Source organism: Nonomuraea turkmeniaca, from assembly GCF_005889735.1.
GTDB lineage: Bacteria > Actinomycetota > Actinomycetes > Streptosporangiales > Streptosporangiaceae > Nonomuraea > Nonomuraea turkmeniaca.
Window position 1 is genome coordinate 1 of sequence record NZ_VCKY01000052.1, and the last position, 17,507, is coordinate 17,507.

Annotated in this window: 16 protein-coding genes; 5 read left to right on the forward strand and 11 right to left on the reverse strand. The window is 72.7% G+C overall.

Annotated features, from left to right (window positions below):
* The first annotated feature begins 265 nt into the window (after window positions 1-265).
* A complete protein-coding gene (locus ETD86_RS17440; RefSeq protein ID WP_138667208.1) occupies window positions 266-2,344 on the forward strand; it encodes an alpha-galactosidase in 2,079 nt (692 codons plus the stop codon).
* Window positions 2,345-2,382: 38 nt separating this feature from the next.
* Here ETD86_RS17440 and ETD86_RS17445 read toward each other — a convergent pair whose 3' ends face one another.
* The 4 genes from ETD86_RS17445 to ETD86_RS17460 are packed head-to-tail and all read right to left on the reverse strand — an operon-like array spanning window position 2,383 to window position 6,793.
* Complete coding sequence (locus tag ETD86_RS17445) at window positions 2,383-3,003, reverse strand: hypothetical protein (RefSeq protein WP_138667209.1); 621 nt, start codon at window positions 3,001-3,003, stop codon at window positions 2,383-2,385.
* A complete protein-coding gene (locus ETD86_RS17450; protein WP_138667210.1) occupies window positions 2,990-4,558 on the reverse strand; it encodes a VWA domain-containing protein in 1,569 nt (522 codons plus the stop codon). Before ETD86_RS17450 ends, ETD86_RS17445 begins: the two co-directional genes overlap by 14 nt.
* Window positions 4,555-5,697 carry a toxic anion resistance protein gene (locus ETD86_RS17455; RefSeq protein WP_246147968.1) on the reverse strand — a complete coding sequence of 381 codons (1,143 nt, stop codon included), beginning with the start codon at window positions 5,695-5,697 and terminating at the stop codon, window positions 4,555-4,557. The genes ETD86_RS17450 and ETD86_RS17455 overlap by 4 nt, the downstream gene beginning before the upstream one ends.
* A 13-nt stretch (window positions 5,698-5,710) precedes the next feature.
* Window positions 5,711-6,793, reverse strand: coding sequence for a hypothetical protein (locus ETD86_RS17460; RefSeq protein WP_138667211.1), 1,083 nt, complete (start codon window positions 6,791-6,793; stop codon window positions 5,711-5,713).
* A 497-nt stretch (window positions 6,794-7,290) separates the two neighbouring features.
* On the opposite strand from ETD86_RS17460, the gene ETD86_RS17465 reads away from it, so the two are divergent.
* The gene (locus tag ETD86_RS17465; RefSeq protein ID WP_138667212.1) at window positions 7,291-8,142 is read left to right on the forward strand and encodes an ACT domain-containing protein; all 852 of its coding nucleotides are present in this window, start codon (window positions 7,291-7,293) and stop codon (window positions 8,140-8,142) included.
* Window positions 8,143-8,154: 12 nt separating this feature from the next.
* On the opposite strand, the gene ETD86_RS17470 is transcribed toward ETD86_RS17465, so the two are convergent.
* From ETD86_RS17470 to ETD86_RS17485, 4 genes are all read right to left on the reverse strand, one after another.
* Complete coding sequence (locus tag ETD86_RS17470) at window positions 8,155-9,510, reverse strand: aminopeptidase P family protein (protein WP_138667213.1); 1,356 nt, start codon at window positions 9,508-9,510, stop codon at window positions 8,155-8,157.
* Entirely contained in the window at window positions 9,503-10,777 is a 1,275-nt protein-coding gene (locus ETD86_RS17475; RefSeq protein ID WP_138667214.1) for an alpha/beta fold hydrolase, read from the reverse strand. Before ETD86_RS17475 ends, ETD86_RS17470 begins: the two co-directional genes overlap by 8 nt.
* Window positions 10,774-11,001 carry an ABC transporter ATP-binding protein gene (locus ETD86_RS17480; RefSeq protein ID WP_211370110.1) on the reverse strand — a complete coding sequence of 76 codons (228 nt, stop codon included), beginning with the start codon at window positions 10,999-11,001 and terminating at the stop codon, window positions 10,774-10,776. The genes ETD86_RS17475 and ETD86_RS17480 overlap by 4 nt, the downstream gene beginning before the upstream one ends.
* A gap of 509 nt (window positions 11,002-11,510) precedes the next feature.
* Window positions 11,511-12,251, reverse strand: a complete 741-nt coding sequence (locus ETD86_RS17485; RefSeq protein WP_138667215.1) for a GntR family transcriptional regulator — start codon at window positions 12,249-12,251, stop codon at window positions 11,511-11,513.
* Window positions 12,252-12,342: 91 nt separating this feature from the next.
* On the opposite strand from ETD86_RS17485, the gene ETD86_RS17490 reads away from it, so the two are divergent.
* On the forward strand, window positions 12,343-13,122 hold the full coding sequence (locus ETD86_RS17490; protein WP_138667216.1) for an inositol monophosphatase family protein: 780 nt from the start codon (window positions 12,343-12,345) through the stop codon (window positions 13,120-13,122).
* 125 nt (window positions 13,123-13,247) lie between these two features.
* Here the strand turns inward: ETD86_RS17490 and ETD86_RS17495 are convergent, their stop codons facing one another.
* Genes ETD86_RS17495 through ETD86_RS17505 form a run of 3 tightly spaced genes read right to left on the reverse strand, consistent with a single transcriptional unit; the run spans window position 13,248 to window position 15,375 of the window.
* Window positions 13,248-13,931, reverse strand: coding sequence for an HAD family hydrolase (locus tag ETD86_RS17495; RefSeq protein ID WP_138667217.1), 684 nt, complete (start codon window positions 13,929-13,931; stop codon window positions 13,248-13,250).
* Window positions 13,932-13,952: 21 nt separating this feature from the next.
* Window positions 13,953-14,672 (reverse strand): hypothetical protein, encoded by a 720-nt coding sequence (locus ETD86_RS17500; RefSeq protein ID WP_138667218.1) that lies wholly within the window; start codon window positions 14,670-14,672, stop codon window positions 13,953-13,955.
* 49 nt (window positions 14,673-14,721) lie between these two features.
* The gene (locus ETD86_RS17505) at window positions 14,722-15,375 is read right to left on the reverse strand and encodes a GntR family transcriptional regulator (RefSeq protein ID WP_246147969.1); all 654 of its coding nucleotides are present in this window, start codon (window positions 15,373-15,375) and stop codon (window positions 14,722-14,724) included.
* A 68-nt stretch (window positions 15,376-15,443) separates the two neighbouring features.
* Here ETD86_RS17505 and ETD86_RS17510 point away from each other — a divergent pair, with 68 nt between their 5' ends.
* Both ETD86_RS17510 and ETD86_RS17515 read left to right on the forward strand, forming a co-directional pair.
* A complete protein-coding gene (locus ETD86_RS17510) occupies window positions 15,444-16,631 on the forward strand; it encodes a CaiB/BaiF CoA transferase family protein (RefSeq protein WP_138667219.1) in 1,188 nt (395 codons plus the stop codon).
* A complete protein-coding gene (locus ETD86_RS17515; RefSeq protein WP_170223127.1) occupies window positions 16,628-17,500 on the forward strand; it encodes an HpcH/HpaI aldolase/citrate lyase family protein in 873 nt (290 codons plus the stop codon). The genes ETD86_RS17510 and ETD86_RS17515 overlap by 4 nt, the downstream gene beginning before the upstream one ends.
* The last annotated feature ends 7 nt before the right edge of the window (window positions 17,501-17,507 follow it).

Here is a 17,507-nt window from a genome sequence, read left to right on the forward strand (position 1 = left end):
TCCCCTCCGGCACTTGTGACCAGGGCCGCAGCGTCGGCTCCATCCCCTACTCCTCCTCACTCGACACCCCCGCCAACGTCAAGTCGATCGTGACCGCGGGCGCGGGCGCGGGCCGCATCTCCGTCTGACGCCTCTCGCCCGGCCCCTCCGACCCGGCCCCTCCGGCTCCCGCCCCCGGAGGGGCCTCCCCGGGCCCGGCGACCACGACGGGTTCGGGTAGCGTCTCCACTCAGGTCACACCCCCGCCTGAGTAAGGAGCCCGACTTTGTCCCCCGTCATCCTCTCCGCCGCGGGCACGGCCCTGCTGCTCGACACCGGCGGCCAGGGCCTCCCACGGGTGCGCCACTTCGGCGCTGACCTCGGCGGCGTCGCCGGGCCCGATCTTCTTCCCGTGCTGGCCTCCACGACCTCCGCGCTGCCGCTGCTGCCCGCGCAGGGCGACAACTGGTACGGCAGGCCGGGGCTGTCGGGCACCAGGACCGGCGAGCACTGGCCGGTGCGGTGGACCCTCGACCGGTTCGACGTGGACGCCACCCCGGGAGCCGGGGGCACGGTGAGCATCGCCGCCTCCGACGAGCGGGCCGGGCTGGCGCTGGTGAGCGAGCTGGTCATGGACGCCGGCGGCCTGGTGACCTTGCGGCACACGGTGACCAACACCGCCGCCACGCCGTACCGGCTGGCGGAGCTGGTGTGCGCGCTGCCGGTGCCCGCGCGGGCCGGTGAGCTGCTGGACTTCACCGGGCGGTGGGCGCTGGAGAAGGTGCCGCAGCGCCGGGCGTTCGGGCACGGCGTGTGGAGCAGGGAGAACCGGCGCGGCCGCACCGGGCACGACGCCACCGGGCTGCTCGTGGCCGGGACCGGCGGGTTCGGCTTCGGCGCCGGCGAGGTGTGGGCGGTGCACGCCGGCTGGAGCGGCGACCACGTGCACTACGCCGAGCGGCTGCAGGAGGGGCCCGCGCTGCTGGCCGCCGGTGAGCTGCTCGAGCCCGGCGAGATCACCCTGGCCCAGGGAGAGAGCTACCGCACGCCGCCGGTGTACTTCACCTGGTCCGGCAGCGGCCTCGACGAGGCGAGCGCCCGGCTGCACGAGCACCTGCGGGCCGCCCGCCCGCTGCCGGTCCGGCCGGTCACGCTCAACAACTGGGAGGCCACGTACTTCGACCACGGCCTCGACCGGCTGCTGGAGCTGGCCGACAAGGCCGCGGCCGCCGGGATCGAGCGGTTCGTGCTCGACGACGGCTGGTTCCGGCACCGCCGCCACGACCGCGCCGGGCTCGGCGACTGGTACGTCGACGATGGGGTCTGGCCCGGCGGGCTGCACCCGCTGGCCGACCACGTGCGCAAGCTCGGCATGCAGTTCGGGCTCTGGTTCGAGCCGGAGATGGTCAACCCCGACTCCGACCTGGCCCGCGCCCACCCCGACTGGATCCTCGGCCGGTCGGAGCGGGTGCCGCCGCCGCAGCGTAACCAGCAGACACTCGACCTGGCCCGGCCGGAGGCGTACGACTACCTGCTGGAGCGGCTCGACACCCTGGTCGGCGAGTACGCGCTCGACTACATCAAGTGGGACCACAACCGCGACATCGCCGAGCCCGTCCACGACGGCGTGGCCGGCGTGCACGCCCAGACGGAGGCGACCTACCGGCTGCTGGACGAACTGCGCCGTCGCCATCCGGGGCTGGAGATCGAGTCGTGCTCGTCCGGCGGCGCCCGCGTCGACCTCGGCATCCTCGCCCGCACCGATCGCGTGTGGACCTCCGACAGCAACGACGCGCTCGACCGGCAGGCCATCCAGCGCTGGACCGGGCTGCTCGTGCCGCCGGACCGGATGGGCGCCCACGTCGGCGCCCCGCACGACCACATCACCGGCCGCTCGCTGGCGCTGGCCTTCCGCGCCGGCACCGCGTTGTTCGGCCACATGGGCGTGGAATGGGACCTGACGTCGGCGAGCGAGTCCGACCTCGAGGAGCTGGCCACGTGGATCGCCCTGCACAAGCGGCTGCGGCCGGTGCTGCACACCGGGCGGGTGGTCCGCGCCGACCACCCTGACCCGTCGTCGCTGCTGCACGGCGTGGTGCTGCCCGAGCGCGGCGTGTACGGCTACGTCCAGCTGACCTCGCGGGTGGAGTCCGCGCCCGCGCCGCTGCGGCTGCCTGGGCTCGACCCCGCCGCGGTGTACGAGGTCCGCGTGGCCGGGCCCGTCCCGAAGGGGGCGGCGATGCCGGAGTGGGCCGCGTCGCCCGTGCGGCTGCCGGGCTCGGCGCTGAGCCAGCTCGGGCTGCCCGCCCCTGCGCTGCGCCCGACGTCGGTGCTGGTCATCGAGGTGGAGAGGGTGGCGAGCTAGTCGAGGGCCCTCGCCGGTCGCCCGGTGAGGGCACGCGCCTATTCCAGGTCCAGCTCGGAGCCGCCGAACCTGTCGCGCAGGAAGCGGCCCTGGTCGCGCAGCGCCTGCTCGTCGCCCCGATGGATCGCCTCGGCGACCCTGCGCATCTGGGCGTCGAGCAGCGCCAGCTGGGCCATCAGCTCCTCGTGCGCGGTGCGCTCCCGGTCGGCCCGCCGGGACAGGGCGTAGCCGCGCGGCAGGTTCGCGTACGCCTCCAGGCTGGCGGGCAGATAGCTGCGGATCGTCTGCGACACCACGTGCAGCTGATCGGGCGAGGCGGTCAGCTGCTCGGCCCGGCCCAGCACGTCGTCGAGGACCTCGCCCAGCGTCTGCACCGCCCGGTCCACGTCGGTGGGGAAGCGTCCCTCGATCCGCCGCAGCAGCGCGTACAGGTCCTCGCGCAGCGCCCGCGTCTCGACCTCGGCGTGCGAGATCGTCAGCTTGACGCGGTCCGGCGGGGCGAGCAACGCGCCCACCCCGTACAACGCGACCACGACCACCGGCCAGTACGCGCCCGCCAGCCCCAGGAAGTGGGCCAGCAGGCCGAGCAGCGCCAGGCAGGAGCCGGCGATGTTCCTGTTGGAGCCCAGGTAGCGCGGCACCCGGTCACTGATAGCCACGGATCTCCTTGAACGCGCTGCTCAGCGAGGTCGAGCGGGCGTCGAAGACGGCTCCGCCGGTCAGCTGCGCGACCTGCCGCATCTCCTCGACGTCGCTCTCGCCGAACAACACCACGAACGTCGGCGTGCGCCGCTGCTCCTCCGGCAGCGACCGGTAGTGGGACTCGAAGGCGGCGTAGTCGCTGCCGTCGGTGTTCTCGCCGTCGGTCATGAGCACGATCGAGCTGTACCGGCCGGGCGTCACCGGCCGGTCGTAGGCGGCTCTGAGGCTGTCGTAGATCGCGGTGCCGCCGTTCGCGTCCAGTTGCTCGGCGAACGCCTTGATCTGCGCCAGCACCGGTTCCGGGTCGCGGTCGGGGACGGTGAACGGCACCGGCGCGTCCGGGCGGTCGTCGAACGGGATCATCGTCACGCTCTCGCGGTTGAGAAACCGCGTGAAGGCGCCGGAGGCGGAGGTGTCCGGACCGGTCAGCGCCACCAGGGCGGTGCGCAGAGCCTCGATCCTTTCGCCCTTCATCGATCCGGACGTGTCCAGCACGAACGTCGCCGACGACGGGACCCGCACCTGATTGAGGTAGGTGGTGATCAGCTCGTCGGCGGTGCTGCGCCGGTTCGGGAACGGCAACTCGATGAGCTGCGCAGAGCCGAACTCGGCGCCTGGTGCGACGCCGGGGACGATCGGCCGCCGGTGCGTGCCGGTCATGATCTCCTTCTGCACGTCGGGGGTGCGCAGCCAGGCGGCGAGCTTGCCGTACAGGGCCTTCTTCTCCTCCGGGGCGGAGGCCAGGAGCGTGAGCGGGTAGTCGGCGCTGACCACGCCGTCGCTCGGGTAGATCAGCGTGACCCGCTCACGCAGGCCCAGCAGCACCGACTCGTAGTTCACCATGCCGTCCACGCTCGGGTCGCGGGCGTACGCGTCGGCCAGCCAGCCCGACGAGCCGGCCGTCAGCCGCTGCGCCGAGAAGAACTCCTTCAACTTCGGCGTGACCGCCGCCACCTGCTCGGCACTGAGCGCGCCGTCCGCGTCCGACAGTGCCGCCGCCACCCCGACCAGGGCAGAGAAGCCCGAGTTCGACGAGGCCGGGTTGGCCATGCCGAAGCTGAACCGGCCGTCCTCGGCCGCCGCCGCGATGTCCGCCCACGACACCGGCCTGCCGTTCCAGCCGAGCTCGGCCGCCTTGGCCGGCTTCAGCCCCAGCACCACGGGCGACACCATCGTCTTGGTCTGGGTGGAGAGCTTGGCCTGCGCGCCGTCGATCAGGGACAGGTAGCGGTTGGAGGAGAACCAGGTCGCGTCCACCCGCCCGGCGGCGCGGCCGCTCGCGACCTGCTCGGCGCCGTCGAGGGTGCCGGTGTAGGTCAGCCTGACCTTGACGCCGGTCTCCTGCTCGGCCCGGCGCAGCAGCGGCTCTAGGTCCTTGACCTCGCTGCCGGCCAGCACCCGCAGCACGTCCGGCCCGTCGGCGACCTCGTCGCCGGGAGCGCACGCGGCGGCGGCGAGCAGCAGGACGCTCGCGAGCGCGCAGCGGAGGGCCGTCCCGGGATCCCGCCTCACTGGGCGCCCTCCCCGGCCCGCTCCAGGTACGTCTTCGCGTGGTCCAGCTCGGCCGACAGGCTGTCCACCGTGGTCGCCATGCTCTCGACCGCCTTCGCGCGGAACGCGTCGATGAGGTCCATCGTGGCGTAGACGTTGTCGAACGCCTGCCGCAGCGTGTCCAGGTCCACGGTCGCGGACGCCGCCTGGTTCTGGATCGCGCCCGCCTGCGTGCGCAGCATCTCGCTGGTGGCCAGGATCAGGTCGCTGGTCGTGGCGTTCAGCGCGCTGATCTGGTCGAGCACCAGCTTCTGCCCGGCCAGCGCCTGGGCGACCGTCACCGCCGTGCGCAGCGCCGCGACCGTCGTCGTGGTGGCGCGGTCCACGCCCTTGCTGAGCTCCAGGTTGTTCTTGCGTACCAGGTCCAGCGCCAGGTATCCCTGCGCCGAGACGGCCAGCTGGGTGAGCAGGTCCTGGTGCTTCTGCCGCACCGTGAACAACGCGTCCGAGCGCAGCGCGGTGGCCCGCTGCTCGTCGGCCTGCGCGATCCGCTCCTCCAGGGAGGCGTCCATGGCCTGGGCCATGACCGCGTACTCCTGCAGCCGTGTCATCGCCTCCCACAGGTTCGCCTTCTCGCCCTCGATGGCGGCGTTGTCACGCAGCAGCTCGTCCTGGCCGGACTTGAGCGCGCGGATGATGTCGTCGATGTGCTTCTGCGCGGAGTGGAACCTGGCGAAGTAGTCGCGCAGCCGGTCGCCGAACGGGATCAGCCCCAGCAGCTTGCGCGTCCCGCTCGCGGCCTGCTTCGGATCCAGGTCGACGACGGTACGGCGGAGCGCGACAAGGTCCTTGGCGACCTTCGCCTGGGCGTCGGAGCCCTCGCCCCTGGCCGCGTCGAGCGCCGCCACCGGCCGCTTCAGCATGCGGTTGGCCACCTGCGAGGCGGACCTGATCTCGGTGTCGCCCATCGAGGCGATGTCGTGCACCTTGCGGGAGAACTCCGGCGAACGCGGGTCGAGCCCGCCGAGCTCCTCGGTGAACGCGCGTGCCTTGGCGGTCAGCTCGGCCGCGCGCTCGCCGGCCATCGGCAGCATGCCTGCCGCCGTCTCCGCCGGCACCGGCGCGACCGGGGCGGGCGGCGTGAGCACCAGATCGGACAAAGAATCTCCTTGGTCAGGGCCGGGCGGCGTCGATGGCCGTGATCAGCTTGTCCAGCCGCTCGTACGTCGGCGGCTCGACGACATCGACCAGGTCGGCCGCGGCCGGCGCCTTGGTCTTGGCCACCAGGTCGGCGAACGCCTGGGGGTCGGTGGTGCGGAAGCCGTACGCGGCCGCGAGGGCCAGCAGTTTCGGGTCCTTGGTCAGCAGCTCGCCGACCCGCGTGCCGTGGCCGGAGAGCGGGACGAGGGTGTGCTTGCTCAGCACGGTCGGCGACGGGTAGACCAGCCGCATGCCGGGCTTGATCGCGCCGTCGCCGGCGAAGACGTGCGCCAGGTACTGCGCCTCGTACACCACCAGCATCGGCGTCTTGCCGGCGCCCAGCGCCAGGTAGTCGTCGAACGACGCCTCGCTGGTCGACTCGGCGAAGCCCTGGTCGAGCACGGCCGGCGCGACCATGGGGGCGACCTCGGCGATCTGGGCGTCGGAGCTGATGACGTCATCGCCGTTGGCCACGTAACCGATCACCGACAGGTACATGGCGGCGGAGTTGGACGTGCGGATGTCGGTCGTGGTCAGCAGCACTCGTTTGCGAGCCGGGTAAGCCGAATTACCTGGAATTTGATCCCATCGGGTGCCTTTGGCAACTAATTCTAGATATTTCTTAATGTCGAGGGTTTGGTGGCCTTTGCCGGAATCGCGGAGCACGCCGGCCTTCGTCAGCAGCGCCGCGATCGGCTCGAACGTCGCCACCGCCATCGGCGAGTAGAACGGCGAGAACGTCGTCGTGGCCTTGCGGTCGCGCTTGATCCGCTCCGCGGCCGGAACGCTGGACGGGAAGGCGAAAGCGTACCTGCTCAGATCCACGTCGGTGACGATCTGCCGGGAACCGGCCGTGTCCACCTCGACGCGCAGGCCGTGTGCGGCGAAGGCCGCCTTGACCCGCGGATCGTCGAAGAACGGCTTCTTCTCCGACCCGATGACCCCCCGTACCAGGGCTAATTCCTGGCCCTTGTTCTCCTGGCCGCCCAGGAGAATCGCGACCACCGCCACCCCGGCCAGAACCACCGCCAGAATGACGCCGATCCAACGCTTCATCGCACCCCATTTCGCGAAATATCCCCCATACCTGGGATTATGGGAGGGCGGCCGGGGGATTCGCGCGGGTGGAAAGCCGACCTTACGGCAGAATTCATCCACCGTTCACGGGCGACCGGGCTGTCCGGACCTCGCAGCCACGTGCGGAAGGTTTGCCGCGTGGCGTCGTCTGGTTACGGCGCCTGCTCCACCTCGGGGTCGCGGGCGGTCTCGGCCGCTGGGAGATCGTCGATGAGCTGCCCGACGATGATCCTCGCCAGGCGGCGCCGCGACAACCGCTGGGGCGACCGCCGGCGGCGGCTGGATCGGCTCGCCGGCCGGCGCGCAGCCGGGCAAGCCGGCGGTGACCGGCGGCGAAATCCGCTACCGGGGAGCCGGCAAGGGCGGATACGCCTTCACGAGGAGGTAAGCGCAGGGTCATGTGGTGAACGCGCTTTAATGTCGCCGCAACCGCGCCGACCGTGATCATGTAACAACCCGTGCGGAGACTGGGTGCCATGAGCGACGCACCTAAGGTCATGCACCCACGTTCCGGACATGTCATCCAACAGGGCACCCAGCAAGGACGCTCGTGGCGGCGGGAGATCGCGGAGCTCGCCGCCCTGTTCCTCGCGGTGGGCCTGGCGCACCTGCTCGCGACGTTGCTCGGGCACGAGGACCCGGGGCCCGTCGTGCTGATCGGGCTCGGCGTGGCGTTGATCGCCGGAGCCGCGATCCACAAGCGGATCGGCCGCCGCCCCGCGCGCAGGGGCGCGGCGCTCCCGGTGGACGACGGAGCCGGATCCCCGATGGCGTTGTGGCGCGTCCGCATGCGGGTGATGGAGCGCCCAGGACGCCTGGCGACGGTGGCTGGCGCGTTCGGCCGGCTGGGCTGCAACATCCTGGCGTTGCACATCGCGCCGACCGGCAGCAGCGCCATCACGCCCGCCGGCTGCGACGCGCTCGACGAGTTCGTCATCGAGGCACCCCGTGATCTGGTGCTCGACGTGCTCGCCAAGGCGCTGACCGAAGCCGGCGGGCACGACGTCGTCATCGTGCCCGCCCAGGTCAAGGACCTCACCGATCCCGGCGTGCAGGCGCTGGTCCTGGCCCAGCGGGTCAGCGCCGACCCCGACCGGCTGCCGGAGGCCATGGGCGAGCTGCTGCGGGTCTCGCAGGTCGAGTGGCGGCGGCCCGGCGACACCGTGGACGAGGGCGCCGAGCTCAACACCACCATGGTGATCTCCGTCAACCCGGACCGCGCCCTGCTGATCAGGCGGCCCGAGCTGCCGTTCACCCCGACCGAGGCGGCCAGGGCGGCGGCCCTGACCGCCGCCGCGAGGCAGGCCCGCTACAGCCGGTCGGTGTGAGCCGGGGGACGGTCAGGCCTGTTCCTTCGCCCAGTGCTCCAGGCCGGTCGCGTCCAGGGGCAGGGCGGCGGAAAGGACCTCCGCCCCGTCGGGGGTGACGAGCAGGTCGTCCTCGATGCGCACGCCGATCCCGCGCAGCTCGGGCGGCACCGTGCGGTCGTGGGCGTGGAAGTACAGGCCCGGCTCCACGGTCAGCACCATGCCGGGCGCCATCCGCGCGCCGTGGTAGGCCTCCGGGCGGGAGCGGGCGCAGTCATGCACGTCCAGCCCCAGATGGTGGCCGATGCCGCAGACCAGGTAGCGGCGGTGGTGCTGGCCGTCGGCGGACAGCGCCTCGTCCACCGAGACCGGCAGCAGCCCCCAGTCGTGCAGGCCGTGCGCGATGACCTCCATGGCGGCGTGGTGGAAATCGGTGAACGCCCGACCCGGCGCGACCTGCGCCATCCCGGCCCGGTGCGCCCGCTCCACCAGGTCGTGCACCTGCCGCTGGGCGGGGGAGAAGGAGCCCGACACGGGGAAGGTGCGGGTGACGTCGGCGGTGTAGTGGCTGCGGACCTCGACGCCCATGTCGAGCAGCAGCAGCTCGCCGGGACGCACCGGGCCGTCGCAGCGCACCCAGTGCAGGGTGGGCGCGTGCGGCCCGGCGCCCACGATGCTCGCGTAGCCGGGGCCATTGCCGTACGTCCTGGCGTACCGGTCGAACGTGCCCTGCAGCCAGCGCTCGCCCCCGCCCGCCACGGCGGCGGGCACCTCGGCTAGCACGGCCGCGAAACCCTCGACGGTACGGTCCACGGCCTCGCGGAGCTGGGCGATCTCCCACTCGTCCTTGATCATGCGGAGTTCGGCCAGCGTCCGCCCGAGCTCCTCCGATGGCTCCTCCCATCCGGGGCCCGCCAGGAGGGCGCCGGGAGGGGGCCCGGGGAAGGCGGGCAGCGGGCGCACCTCGATCCCGAGCGCGGCCGACCACTCCTCCAGCGACGGCGACGGGCCCACCCACAACTCGCCGTACACGGCGTCGGAGAAGAAGCCCGGGTCGCCGGGGCGCGCCGGCGGCGGGAGGTACAGGGTGGCGTCGCCGTCCCGGACCACGGCCACCGCCTGCGCCGCCGCGCAGCCGGTCAGCCAGTAGAAGTCGCTGTCCACCCGGAAGTCGTAGTCGGTGTCGTTGCTGCGCACCGGCGCGCGGCCGGCCGCCACGACCACGGTGGTGCCGGGGAGCGCGGCGGCGAGGCGGGCCCGGTGGCCGGCCGCCGCCTCGGCCACTCCCGTCACCAGGTCGGGGGTGCGGGCGGGGGCGTCCCAGCCCTGGGTGATGTACTCGGTGAACGCGGGGATCTCCGACAGTTTGGGCAGTCTGCCGTCACTCACCGGTGATTCCTCCTCCCATGTCGCGGACCAACCCGGTCAGCCGGGCGAAGACGCGGTCCTCGCCGATGCCGTCGTGTTCATACTCGTTCGTCACCCACGCCTGCGCGTTGCCGATGCGGGCAGCGGTGTCCAGTTGCAGGCCGGAGTCGACGTACATGTCGTCGAAATACACCGCCGCGGCCACCGGGACGTCGTTGGCGGCCAGCCGGTCCAGGTCGTACAGGCGCGGCCACTCCGCCCGCTCGGCGAGCAGCTCGACGGCGGCGCGGAACGGCCGCAGCGCGCGGATCTCCTCGAACATCCAGGGATAGATCATCTCCCCGGTGAACAGCAGCGGCCTGGCGTCCTCGGCGAAGGCCGGATGCCGGGCCCGCTCCCGTTCGGCCGCCCACGCGGTCGCTCCCGCCCCGGAACCGTAGATGCTCTCCTGCAACGCCGCGAACAGCGGGTTGTCGGCGAAGGACGTGCGCGCCAGCACCTGGTGCAGGAACGTCTCCGGCAACCCTTCCGCTTCGTCGAGCAGCCAGTGCATGCGCTCGTAGCCCGGTTTCATGCCGAAGTCGAGTCCGAGGGACTGCAGCCGCCGCACGGTCAGGACGTCGCCGTCCGGCAGCCGTACGTCGCCGCCGGCCAGCCGGTCGGCCAGCCGCGCGGCGGTCTCGGCGTGGTGCGGGTAGCGGCGGTAGAACGCGGCGTTCTTGGCCGCCACCCGCGGATAGGTACGCCGGTAGACCTCCTCGGCGTCCGGCTCCAGCGCCGGCAGCCCGCCCGCCACGTAGCAGGCGCTCAGCCCCTCGGGCGCCGCCGACAGGTACGTCAGCGTCAGGAAGCCGCCGTAGCTCTGCCCCAGCGTCGACCAGCGCCCGCCGCCGAAGACGGCCTTCCGCAGGTGCTCGGCGTCGGCCACGATCGAGTCCGCGCGGAAGAACGCCAGGTGGCCGGCCCCTTCCTCGGGGCCGAGCGCGCTCATCACCCGCCCGTCGATGCGCGAGCTGCGGCCGGTGCCGCGCTGGTCGAGCAGGATCACCCGGTACGTCTCCAGCGCCCGCCCCAGCCACCCCGACGTGCCCACGGGCCGCGGCCCCTTGCCGCCCGGTCCGCCCTGCAGGAACAGCAGGCACGGCAGGTCCTCCCGGTCGCGGTCCGGAGCCACCAGTTCCCGGGCGAACACCGTGATGGCGGCCCCCGGGTCCGACCAGTCGAGCGGCACCTCCACCTCGTGGTCGCGCACCCGCATCCCGGGAATCGTGTAGGTCGCGGTGATCAAGACCTCTCCCTTCTGCGGCGCTCCCACTCCGGGCTGATGCGGGAAATGGCCGCGAGCAGCGTCCTGGTGTACTCGTGGCGCGGGTCGCCGAACACCTGCTTGCCGTCGCCGAGCTCGACGATCCGCCCCTTGCTCATCACCGCCACCCGGTGCGCGATCTGGCGCACGACGGCCAGATCATGGGCCTCGCGTTGACGGCCGGCGCGCGGGGTTGAGGGCCTCATGTCACCTTCCCAGTAATGTGTGGCATTGCACTGGACCCTAGGTGTCGGGAAGGTGTGTTGCCAAGGGTCGGACACGTACTCAAACAGAACGAAACGACGAAAACGGCCGTCCGGCCCCCGCCGGACGGCCGATGGCCGAGGCTGCCATCGTCACGCCCCGTAAGGCGCCGGCCGTCAGGACGCCCAGTCGATGCGCGCGCGGTCGCGCCGCTGCGGGTCCACCTTGACGGGACCGTCGCGCCGGGCGCCACCACGCCCATCGGGATGCGCGGCAGCGTCTGCCGGTGCGTGACCTGGTACGCCGTCCCGTCCGCCATGCGGACCGCGAGCACGAAGCTCACCAGCGGCTGGCCGTTGACCGTCACTCCCGTGTCGGCCAGGTTCTCCACCCCGGCCTGCGCGGGAATCCCGGGGCGGCCGCATCTCGGATCTTCCTGGGTAGTTCTACGTGGGCGGGATTGCACGCCGCTTGATCGCCGGGTGCGCGCCGCATGCCGCGGCCGCCGGGGTCAGCGTTCGATGAGGGTGACCTCCAGGGAGTAGTGGGAGGCGCGGTAGACGTGCGAGCCGTGCTCGACCGCACGCCCCTGGTCGTCGTACGTGGTGCGGATCATGGTGAGCAGCGGGGCCCCCCGGCGCTCCTCCAGGAGCCGGGCCTCCGCCTGGGTGGCCGCCCGCGCCCCGATGCGCTGGTTCGCCACCCGCATCCGCACGCCCGCCCCGCGCAGCAACTCGTACAGGCCCCGGCCCTCGAGGCCGGCGGCGGTCAGCGGGGCGAGCCCCGGCGGCAGCCAGTTGTGCAACACGGCCAGCGGCTCCCCGGCCGCGAACCGCAGGCGCTCCACGTAGAGGATCTCGGCGCCGGCCGCCACGCCCAGGATGCCGGCGATCTCCTCCTCGGCCGGGCGCGGCTCCAGCGCCAGAACCTGCGTGGCCGGCTCCTGGCCCGCCCTGCGCAGGTCGTCGTACAGGCTCGTGAGCTCGACCGAGCGCTTGACCTGGCCGTGCACCACCTGCGTGCCGACGCCCCGCTTGCGGACCAGCAGGCCCTTGTCCACGAGATACTGGATCGCCTGCCGGATCGTCGGCCTGGACAGACCGAGCTTGTCGGCGAGCAGGATCTCGTTGTCCAGCCGGGAGCCGGGCGCCAGGTCCCCTCGCCGGATCGCCTCGGCGATCTGCTCGGCCACTTGGAAATACAGCGGCACGGGGCTGGACCGGTCCAGGTCGATGGCGAGGTTCGCGGTCATGTGATCAGCTTAACCGAGGTCAGAATGTCCTGACAAATGCTTCCGACCCGCCCGCTGCCGCCGCGACCAGGGCGGCTAGGCTGGAAACAAGATGGATGCGACACAGCTGCTCGACACCGCCTCCGAGGCGGCCAGGTCCGTCGGCCCCCGGCTCCGCAAGGCGTTCCGCTCCCGCCCCGAAGTGACCACCAAACGCGACTTCCACGACCCCGTCACCGAGCACGACCGGGCCGCCGAGGAGGCCATCCGCGCGGTCATCGAGGCGCGCGTGCCCGGCAGCGCGATCGTCGGCGAGGAGGGCGGCTCGACCGGCTCCGGCGACCTCACCTGGTACGTCGACCCCATTGACGGGACCGCCAACTTCGCGACGGGGTTGCCGTTCTTCTGCGTCTCCATCGCCGCCGCCGTGCGCGGCGAGCTGGTGGCAGGCGTCGTGTACGACCCGGTACGCGACGACGAGTTCACCGCCACCACCGCCGGCGCCTGGTGCAACGGCACGCCGATCCGCAGCCGGGGCGCGACCGCCGACAGCGAGGCGATGCTCCTGTGCGCCTACCCCACGCCGCTCGACCTGGCCACGGAGGGTGAGGCGGCACTGCGGCGCTACGCGCGCCTGCTGGAGTCGTTCTCCGCGGTGCGGCGGCCGGGAAGCGCCGCGCTCAACCTCGCGCACGTCGCCGCCGGATGGTCGGACGCCACCTACGGCACCGGGTCCAACCCGTGGGACGTGGCGGCCGGGGCGCTGCTGGTCCGCCAGGCAGGCGGCGTGTACGTGGGCGACCCGCTGGTGAAGGGCGACTACCTGGCACACGTGGGCGGCTTCGACCTGGCCGGCTCGGCACTGGCCGAGCTGAGCGTCCGGCAGAGCTGAGCGCCCGGCAGAGCTGAGCGTGCGGCAGGGCCCATCGTCCGGCAGGGCCCATCGTCCGGCAGGGCTGGGTCCGGCAGGGCTGAGCGTGCGGCAGCGGTCCAGCCGTGGCAGGGCGGCGCTAGGCGCTAGCGGACCAGGCCCGGCAGGTCGGTCAGCGTCGTGATCCGGGGGAAGCCGGGCGGCGCGGGATCGACGCCGAGGCGGTCCAGCCAGACCGAGCGCATCCCGGTCGCCGCCGGCGCCGTCACGTCGTTCGCCACGTCGTCACCCACCAGCAGCACCTCCTCCGGCATCAGCCCGAGCGCGGCCGCCGCCCCGGTGTAGGCGCCGGGCGACGGCTTGAAGAAGCCACCGAGCACCTCGCCCGTCAGCACCGTCCGCAGCGGCCCGGCCAGCCCGATCGCGTGGACCTTCGCCTCCTGCATCCGCTGTCCGCCGTTGGTCAGCACGCCGAGCGCGAGCCCGGACAGCGCCGCCACGGCGTCGGCCGCGTCCGGGTAGGCGGTCCAGCCCTGGCGGTACCGTTCGGTGAAGTCGGCGTAGGCCGCGTCCAGGTCGCCGGGCTCGGCCACCAGCAGCTCCCGGCAGAGCGCACGCAGCCGGTGGCGCCGCTGCTCCTGCAGCGAGCACTCGCCCGCCTGCCACATCGCCAGATACGGCCCCTCCAGGGAGGCCCAGAGCCCGGGCACGTCGGCCAGGCGCGGATGGCCGGGGCAGCGCGCCGACACCCAGCCGGCGATCGCGGCGTCGGCGGCGCCCCGGTGGTCGAGCAGGGTGCCGTCGAGGTCGAACAGAACGCCTTTGATCATGACAATTTCCAGCCTACCGGGTCACGCCATGGCCTCCGCTGCGATGCGGGCGGCGGTCTCGCCGGGCGGATAACCCAGCGTGAGGCCGCGTACCGACAGCGGGGCCTGCGCGAAACGGACCTCGGCGTCGTCGCTCAGGACGTAGTCCAGCGCGGGGGAGTGGTGGCGGTGCGCGTCCAGCGCCGCGGCCTCCCGCTCGGCCGGCTCCGGCGGCAGCACGTCCCGGTAGTCGGCGATCAGCGCGTCCAGGTCGAACAGGCGCGCGTACGGCTCGGCCGTCCCCGCCACCACCCGGATCAGCTCCCCGATCACCCGCGCCTGGTACACCAGCCCGGCACCACCGCACTCGGCGAGCCAGCCCAGCGCCTCCTCGGCCGGCAGCGTGAACGCCCCGTGCGGCTTGCGCCCGTACAGCAGGGCCTCGGCGATCCACCGGTCACACCACAACTCGTCCGCGTACGGCACCGGCGCGGCGGGATCAAGCGTGAGGCCCTGGGACAGCACCGGGTTCCAGGCCGACACCATGGGGCTGCTGAAACGCGGCATGCGCGGGCCGCGCCAGTGGCTGAGTGGGTAGCCGAACCAGACGGTCACGACCTCGGACTGCCGATCCGGCAGCAGGCGCTCGTAGGCGCCGTTCATGAGCTGACCGCCGTCGGGATGCCGCCACGGGCCGGGCAGCACACCCTCGGGGATCGGTGGGGTGCGGTAGTCGGGATGCAGGATCCACGCGTCCGCCACGGTCTGCGCCCTTTCGGATCGGTGCCAGACCACCAGAGTGACACATGGGTCACAGGTGGGCGCGGAACTCCCCGGCCTGGCGCACATGGCCGATCATGATGCGTTCGGCTGCGTCGCCGTCGCCGGACTCCAGCGCGGCCAGGATGCCCTCGTGGGCCTCCAGCTGGACCTTGACCTGGGCGTCGTCCAGCCAGAGCGACGCCTCGGCGGGCACCGGGAAGCTGTTGCGCACCGCCCTGGCGTGCGCCCCAAGGAACGCGGGCCCGCCGATGTCCACGATGCGCAGGTGAAAGCGCCTGCTCTGCTCGCCCAGCCCGTCGTTCCTGCCCGCCGCGGCGTCGGCAGCCATCGCGGCGTGCAGTTCGCGCAGCTCGGCCAGCTCCGGCGCGGTGATCCGGGCCGCCGCCAGGCGGGCGCCCAGGCCCTCGACGACCGCGCGCAGGCCGTAGTACTCCGCCAGCGCCTCGTCCCCCAGGTCGACCACGGTCGCCCCGTGATGCGCCTCGTAGCTGATCAGCCGGTCCTTCTCCAGCCTGCGCAGCGCCTCGCGGACCGGCGTGACCGACACGCCGAGCCGCCTGGCCACGTGCCCGGCCCGCAACGCCGTGCCGCCGGGGATCCGCGCGCTGCGGATCTCGTCGAGCAGCACGCTGTAGACGTAGTCGGCCTTGCTCATGGGCGGACGCGGCTCGGTGCCTGGCATTTCCCCAGTGTCTCGCATATCGGTTACATCGGTTGACGTATGACTTATTTCTTATAAGTTACATACCCATGACGAGCCTCGCCGACCTGCGGGTCATCGACGCGGCGACGTTGTTCGCCGGTCCGTCCGCCGCGATGATGCTGGGTGACTTCGGCGCCGACGTGATCAAAATCGAGCATCCCCGGCGCGGCGACCCCTCCCGCGGCCACGGCGCCTCCGTGAACGGCGTGGGCCTGTGGTGGAAGACCCTGTCGCGCAACAAGCGCACCGCGGCCGTCGACCTGTCCAGGGAAGAGGGGCAGGAGATCCTGCGCCGCCTGGCCGAAGGCTCCGACGTGCTCATCGAGAACTTCCGCCCCGGCACCCTGGAGCGCTGGAACCTCGCCCCCGACGAGCTCATGAAGCTCAACCCGCGGCTGATCGTGGCCCGGATGACCGGGTTCGGGCAGACCGGGCCGATGGCCCGGCAGCCGGGGTTCGGGACGCTGGCCGAGGCCATGAGCGGGTTCGCGGCCATGACCGGGCAGCCCGACGGGCCGCCCACGCTTCCGCCGCTGGCGCTCGCCGACGGCATCGCGGGCCTCGCCATGTCGTACGCGATCATGGTGGCGGTGCACGCCCGCGAACGCACCGGACGCGGCCAGGTGATCGACATGGCGATCATCGAGCCGATCCTGGGCCTGCTGGGGCCGCAGATGACCGCGTACAAGGCCCTCGGCGTGGTGCCGCGGCGGACCGGGAACCGGTCGAGCAGCAACGCCCCGCGCAACACGTACCGGACCCGCGACGGCCGCTGGCTGGCGATCTCCACCAGCGCCCAGCCCATCGCCGAGCGGGTCATCACCCTCGTCGGCCGGCCCGACCTGGTCGAGCAGCCGTGGTTCGCCACCGGGCACGGCCGGGTCCAGCACGTGGACGAGCTGGACGAGGCCGTCGGCTCCTGGATCGCCGAGCGGGACGCCGCCGAGGTCATCGCCCGCTTCGAGGAGGTGCAGGCCGCGGTCGCGCCCATCTACGACGTGACCGACCTCGCCGAGGACCCCCAGTACGCGGCGCTCGGCACGTTCGTCGAGCTGCCCGACGAGGAGCTCGGCTCGCTCACCATGCAGAACGTGATGTTCCGCCTGTCGCACACGCCCGGTGAGATCCGCTGGCCGGGGCGGTCGCTCGGCCGCGACACCGACGAGGTGCTCGCCGAGCTGGACTACACCGGCGAGCGGATCGCCGCACTGCGCGAGGCGGGGGTGATCGCGTGAACGTGCCCGGCAGCGCTCCGACCCCGCCGCCCGCCACCCGGCCCCTCGGCACCTGGCCGCCGGTGACCTGGCTGTACGTCCCGGGGGACCGGCCCGAGCGGTTCGCCAAGGCCGTCGCGTCCGGCGCCGACGTGGTCATCATCGACCTGGAGGACGCGGTCGTGCCCGCGCGCAAGGACGAGGCCCGCGCCAACGCCGCCGCCTACCTGCGGGCACGGACCGCGGACGTCGCCGTGCACGTGCGCATCAACGACCTGGCCACCGAGCGGGGGCAGGCCGATCTCGCGGCGATCGGGGAGCTGGCCGACGCCGTACGGGTGCCCAAGGTCGAATCCCCCCACGTGCTGAACGCGGTCACCGGCGCTCGCGCGTACGCGTTGCTGGAGTCCGCGGCCGGGATCGTGGCCGCCCGGGACATCGCCGCGCACCCGAGCGTGGCCGGCGTCGCGCTCGGCGAGCAGGACCTGGCCGCCGAGCTGTCCATCACCGACGAGAGCGCCATGAACCACCTGAGGCTGCAGGTCGTGCTCGCCGCCGCCGCGGCCGGCCTGCCGCCCGTCCCCATGTCCGTGTATCCGCACGTCAAGGATGAGGCCGGGCTCGTCGCCTCCTGCCGGGCGGGCCGCGCGCTCGGCCTGTTCGGCAGGACCGCCATCCACCCCCGCCAGATCTCCGCGATCAGGAGCGCGTTCCGCCCCACCGAGGAGGAGACGGCCAGGGCCGCCGAGATCGTCGAGGCGGCCGAGCAGGCCGAGCAGGACGGGCTCGGCGCGGTCGCGCTGCCCGACGGCCGGTTCGCGGACGCCCCGATCGTCGCCCGCGCCCGCCGCACCGTGGCCCTGGCCCGGCAACTCGCCGACACGGAATAGCCGCGCA

What these genes read in the sequence shown, in the direction of transcription:
- ETD86_RS17460 (WP_138667211.1), bottom strand. Translation starts at nt 6,793, where the DNA reads ATGAAGCGTTGGATCGGCGTCATTCTGGCGGTGGTTCTGGCCGGGGTG.
- ETD86_RS17465 (WP_138667212.1), top strand. Translation starts at nt 7,291, where the DNA reads ATGAGCGACGCACCTAAGGTCATGCACCCACGTTCCGGACATGTCATC.
- ETD86_RS17480 (WP_211370110.1), bottom strand. Translation starts at nt 11,001, where the DNA reads ATGAGGCCCTCAACCCCGCGCGCCGGCCGTCAACGCGAGGCCCATGAT.
- ETD86_RS17485 (WP_138667215.1), bottom strand. Translation starts at nt 12,251, where the DNA reads ATGACCGCGAACCTCGCCATCGACCTGGACCGGTCCAGCCCCGTGCCG.
- ETD86_RS17490 (WP_138667216.1), top strand. Translation starts at nt 12,343, where the DNA reads ATGGATGCGACACAGCTGCTCGACACCGCCTCCGAGGCGGCCAGGTCC.
- ETD86_RS17495 (WP_138667217.1), bottom strand. Translation starts at nt 13,931, where the DNA reads ATGATCAAAGGCGTTCTGTTCGACCTCGACGGCACCCTGCTCGACCAC.
- ETD86_RS17505 (WP_246147969.1), bottom strand. Translation starts at nt 15,375, where the DNA reads ATGCCAGGCACCGAGCCGCGTCCGCCCATGAGCAAGGCCGACTACGTC.
- ETD86_RS17510 (WP_138667219.1), top strand. Translation starts at nt 15,444, where the DNA reads ATGACGAGCCTCGCCGACCTGCGGGTCATCGACGCGGCGACGTTGTTC.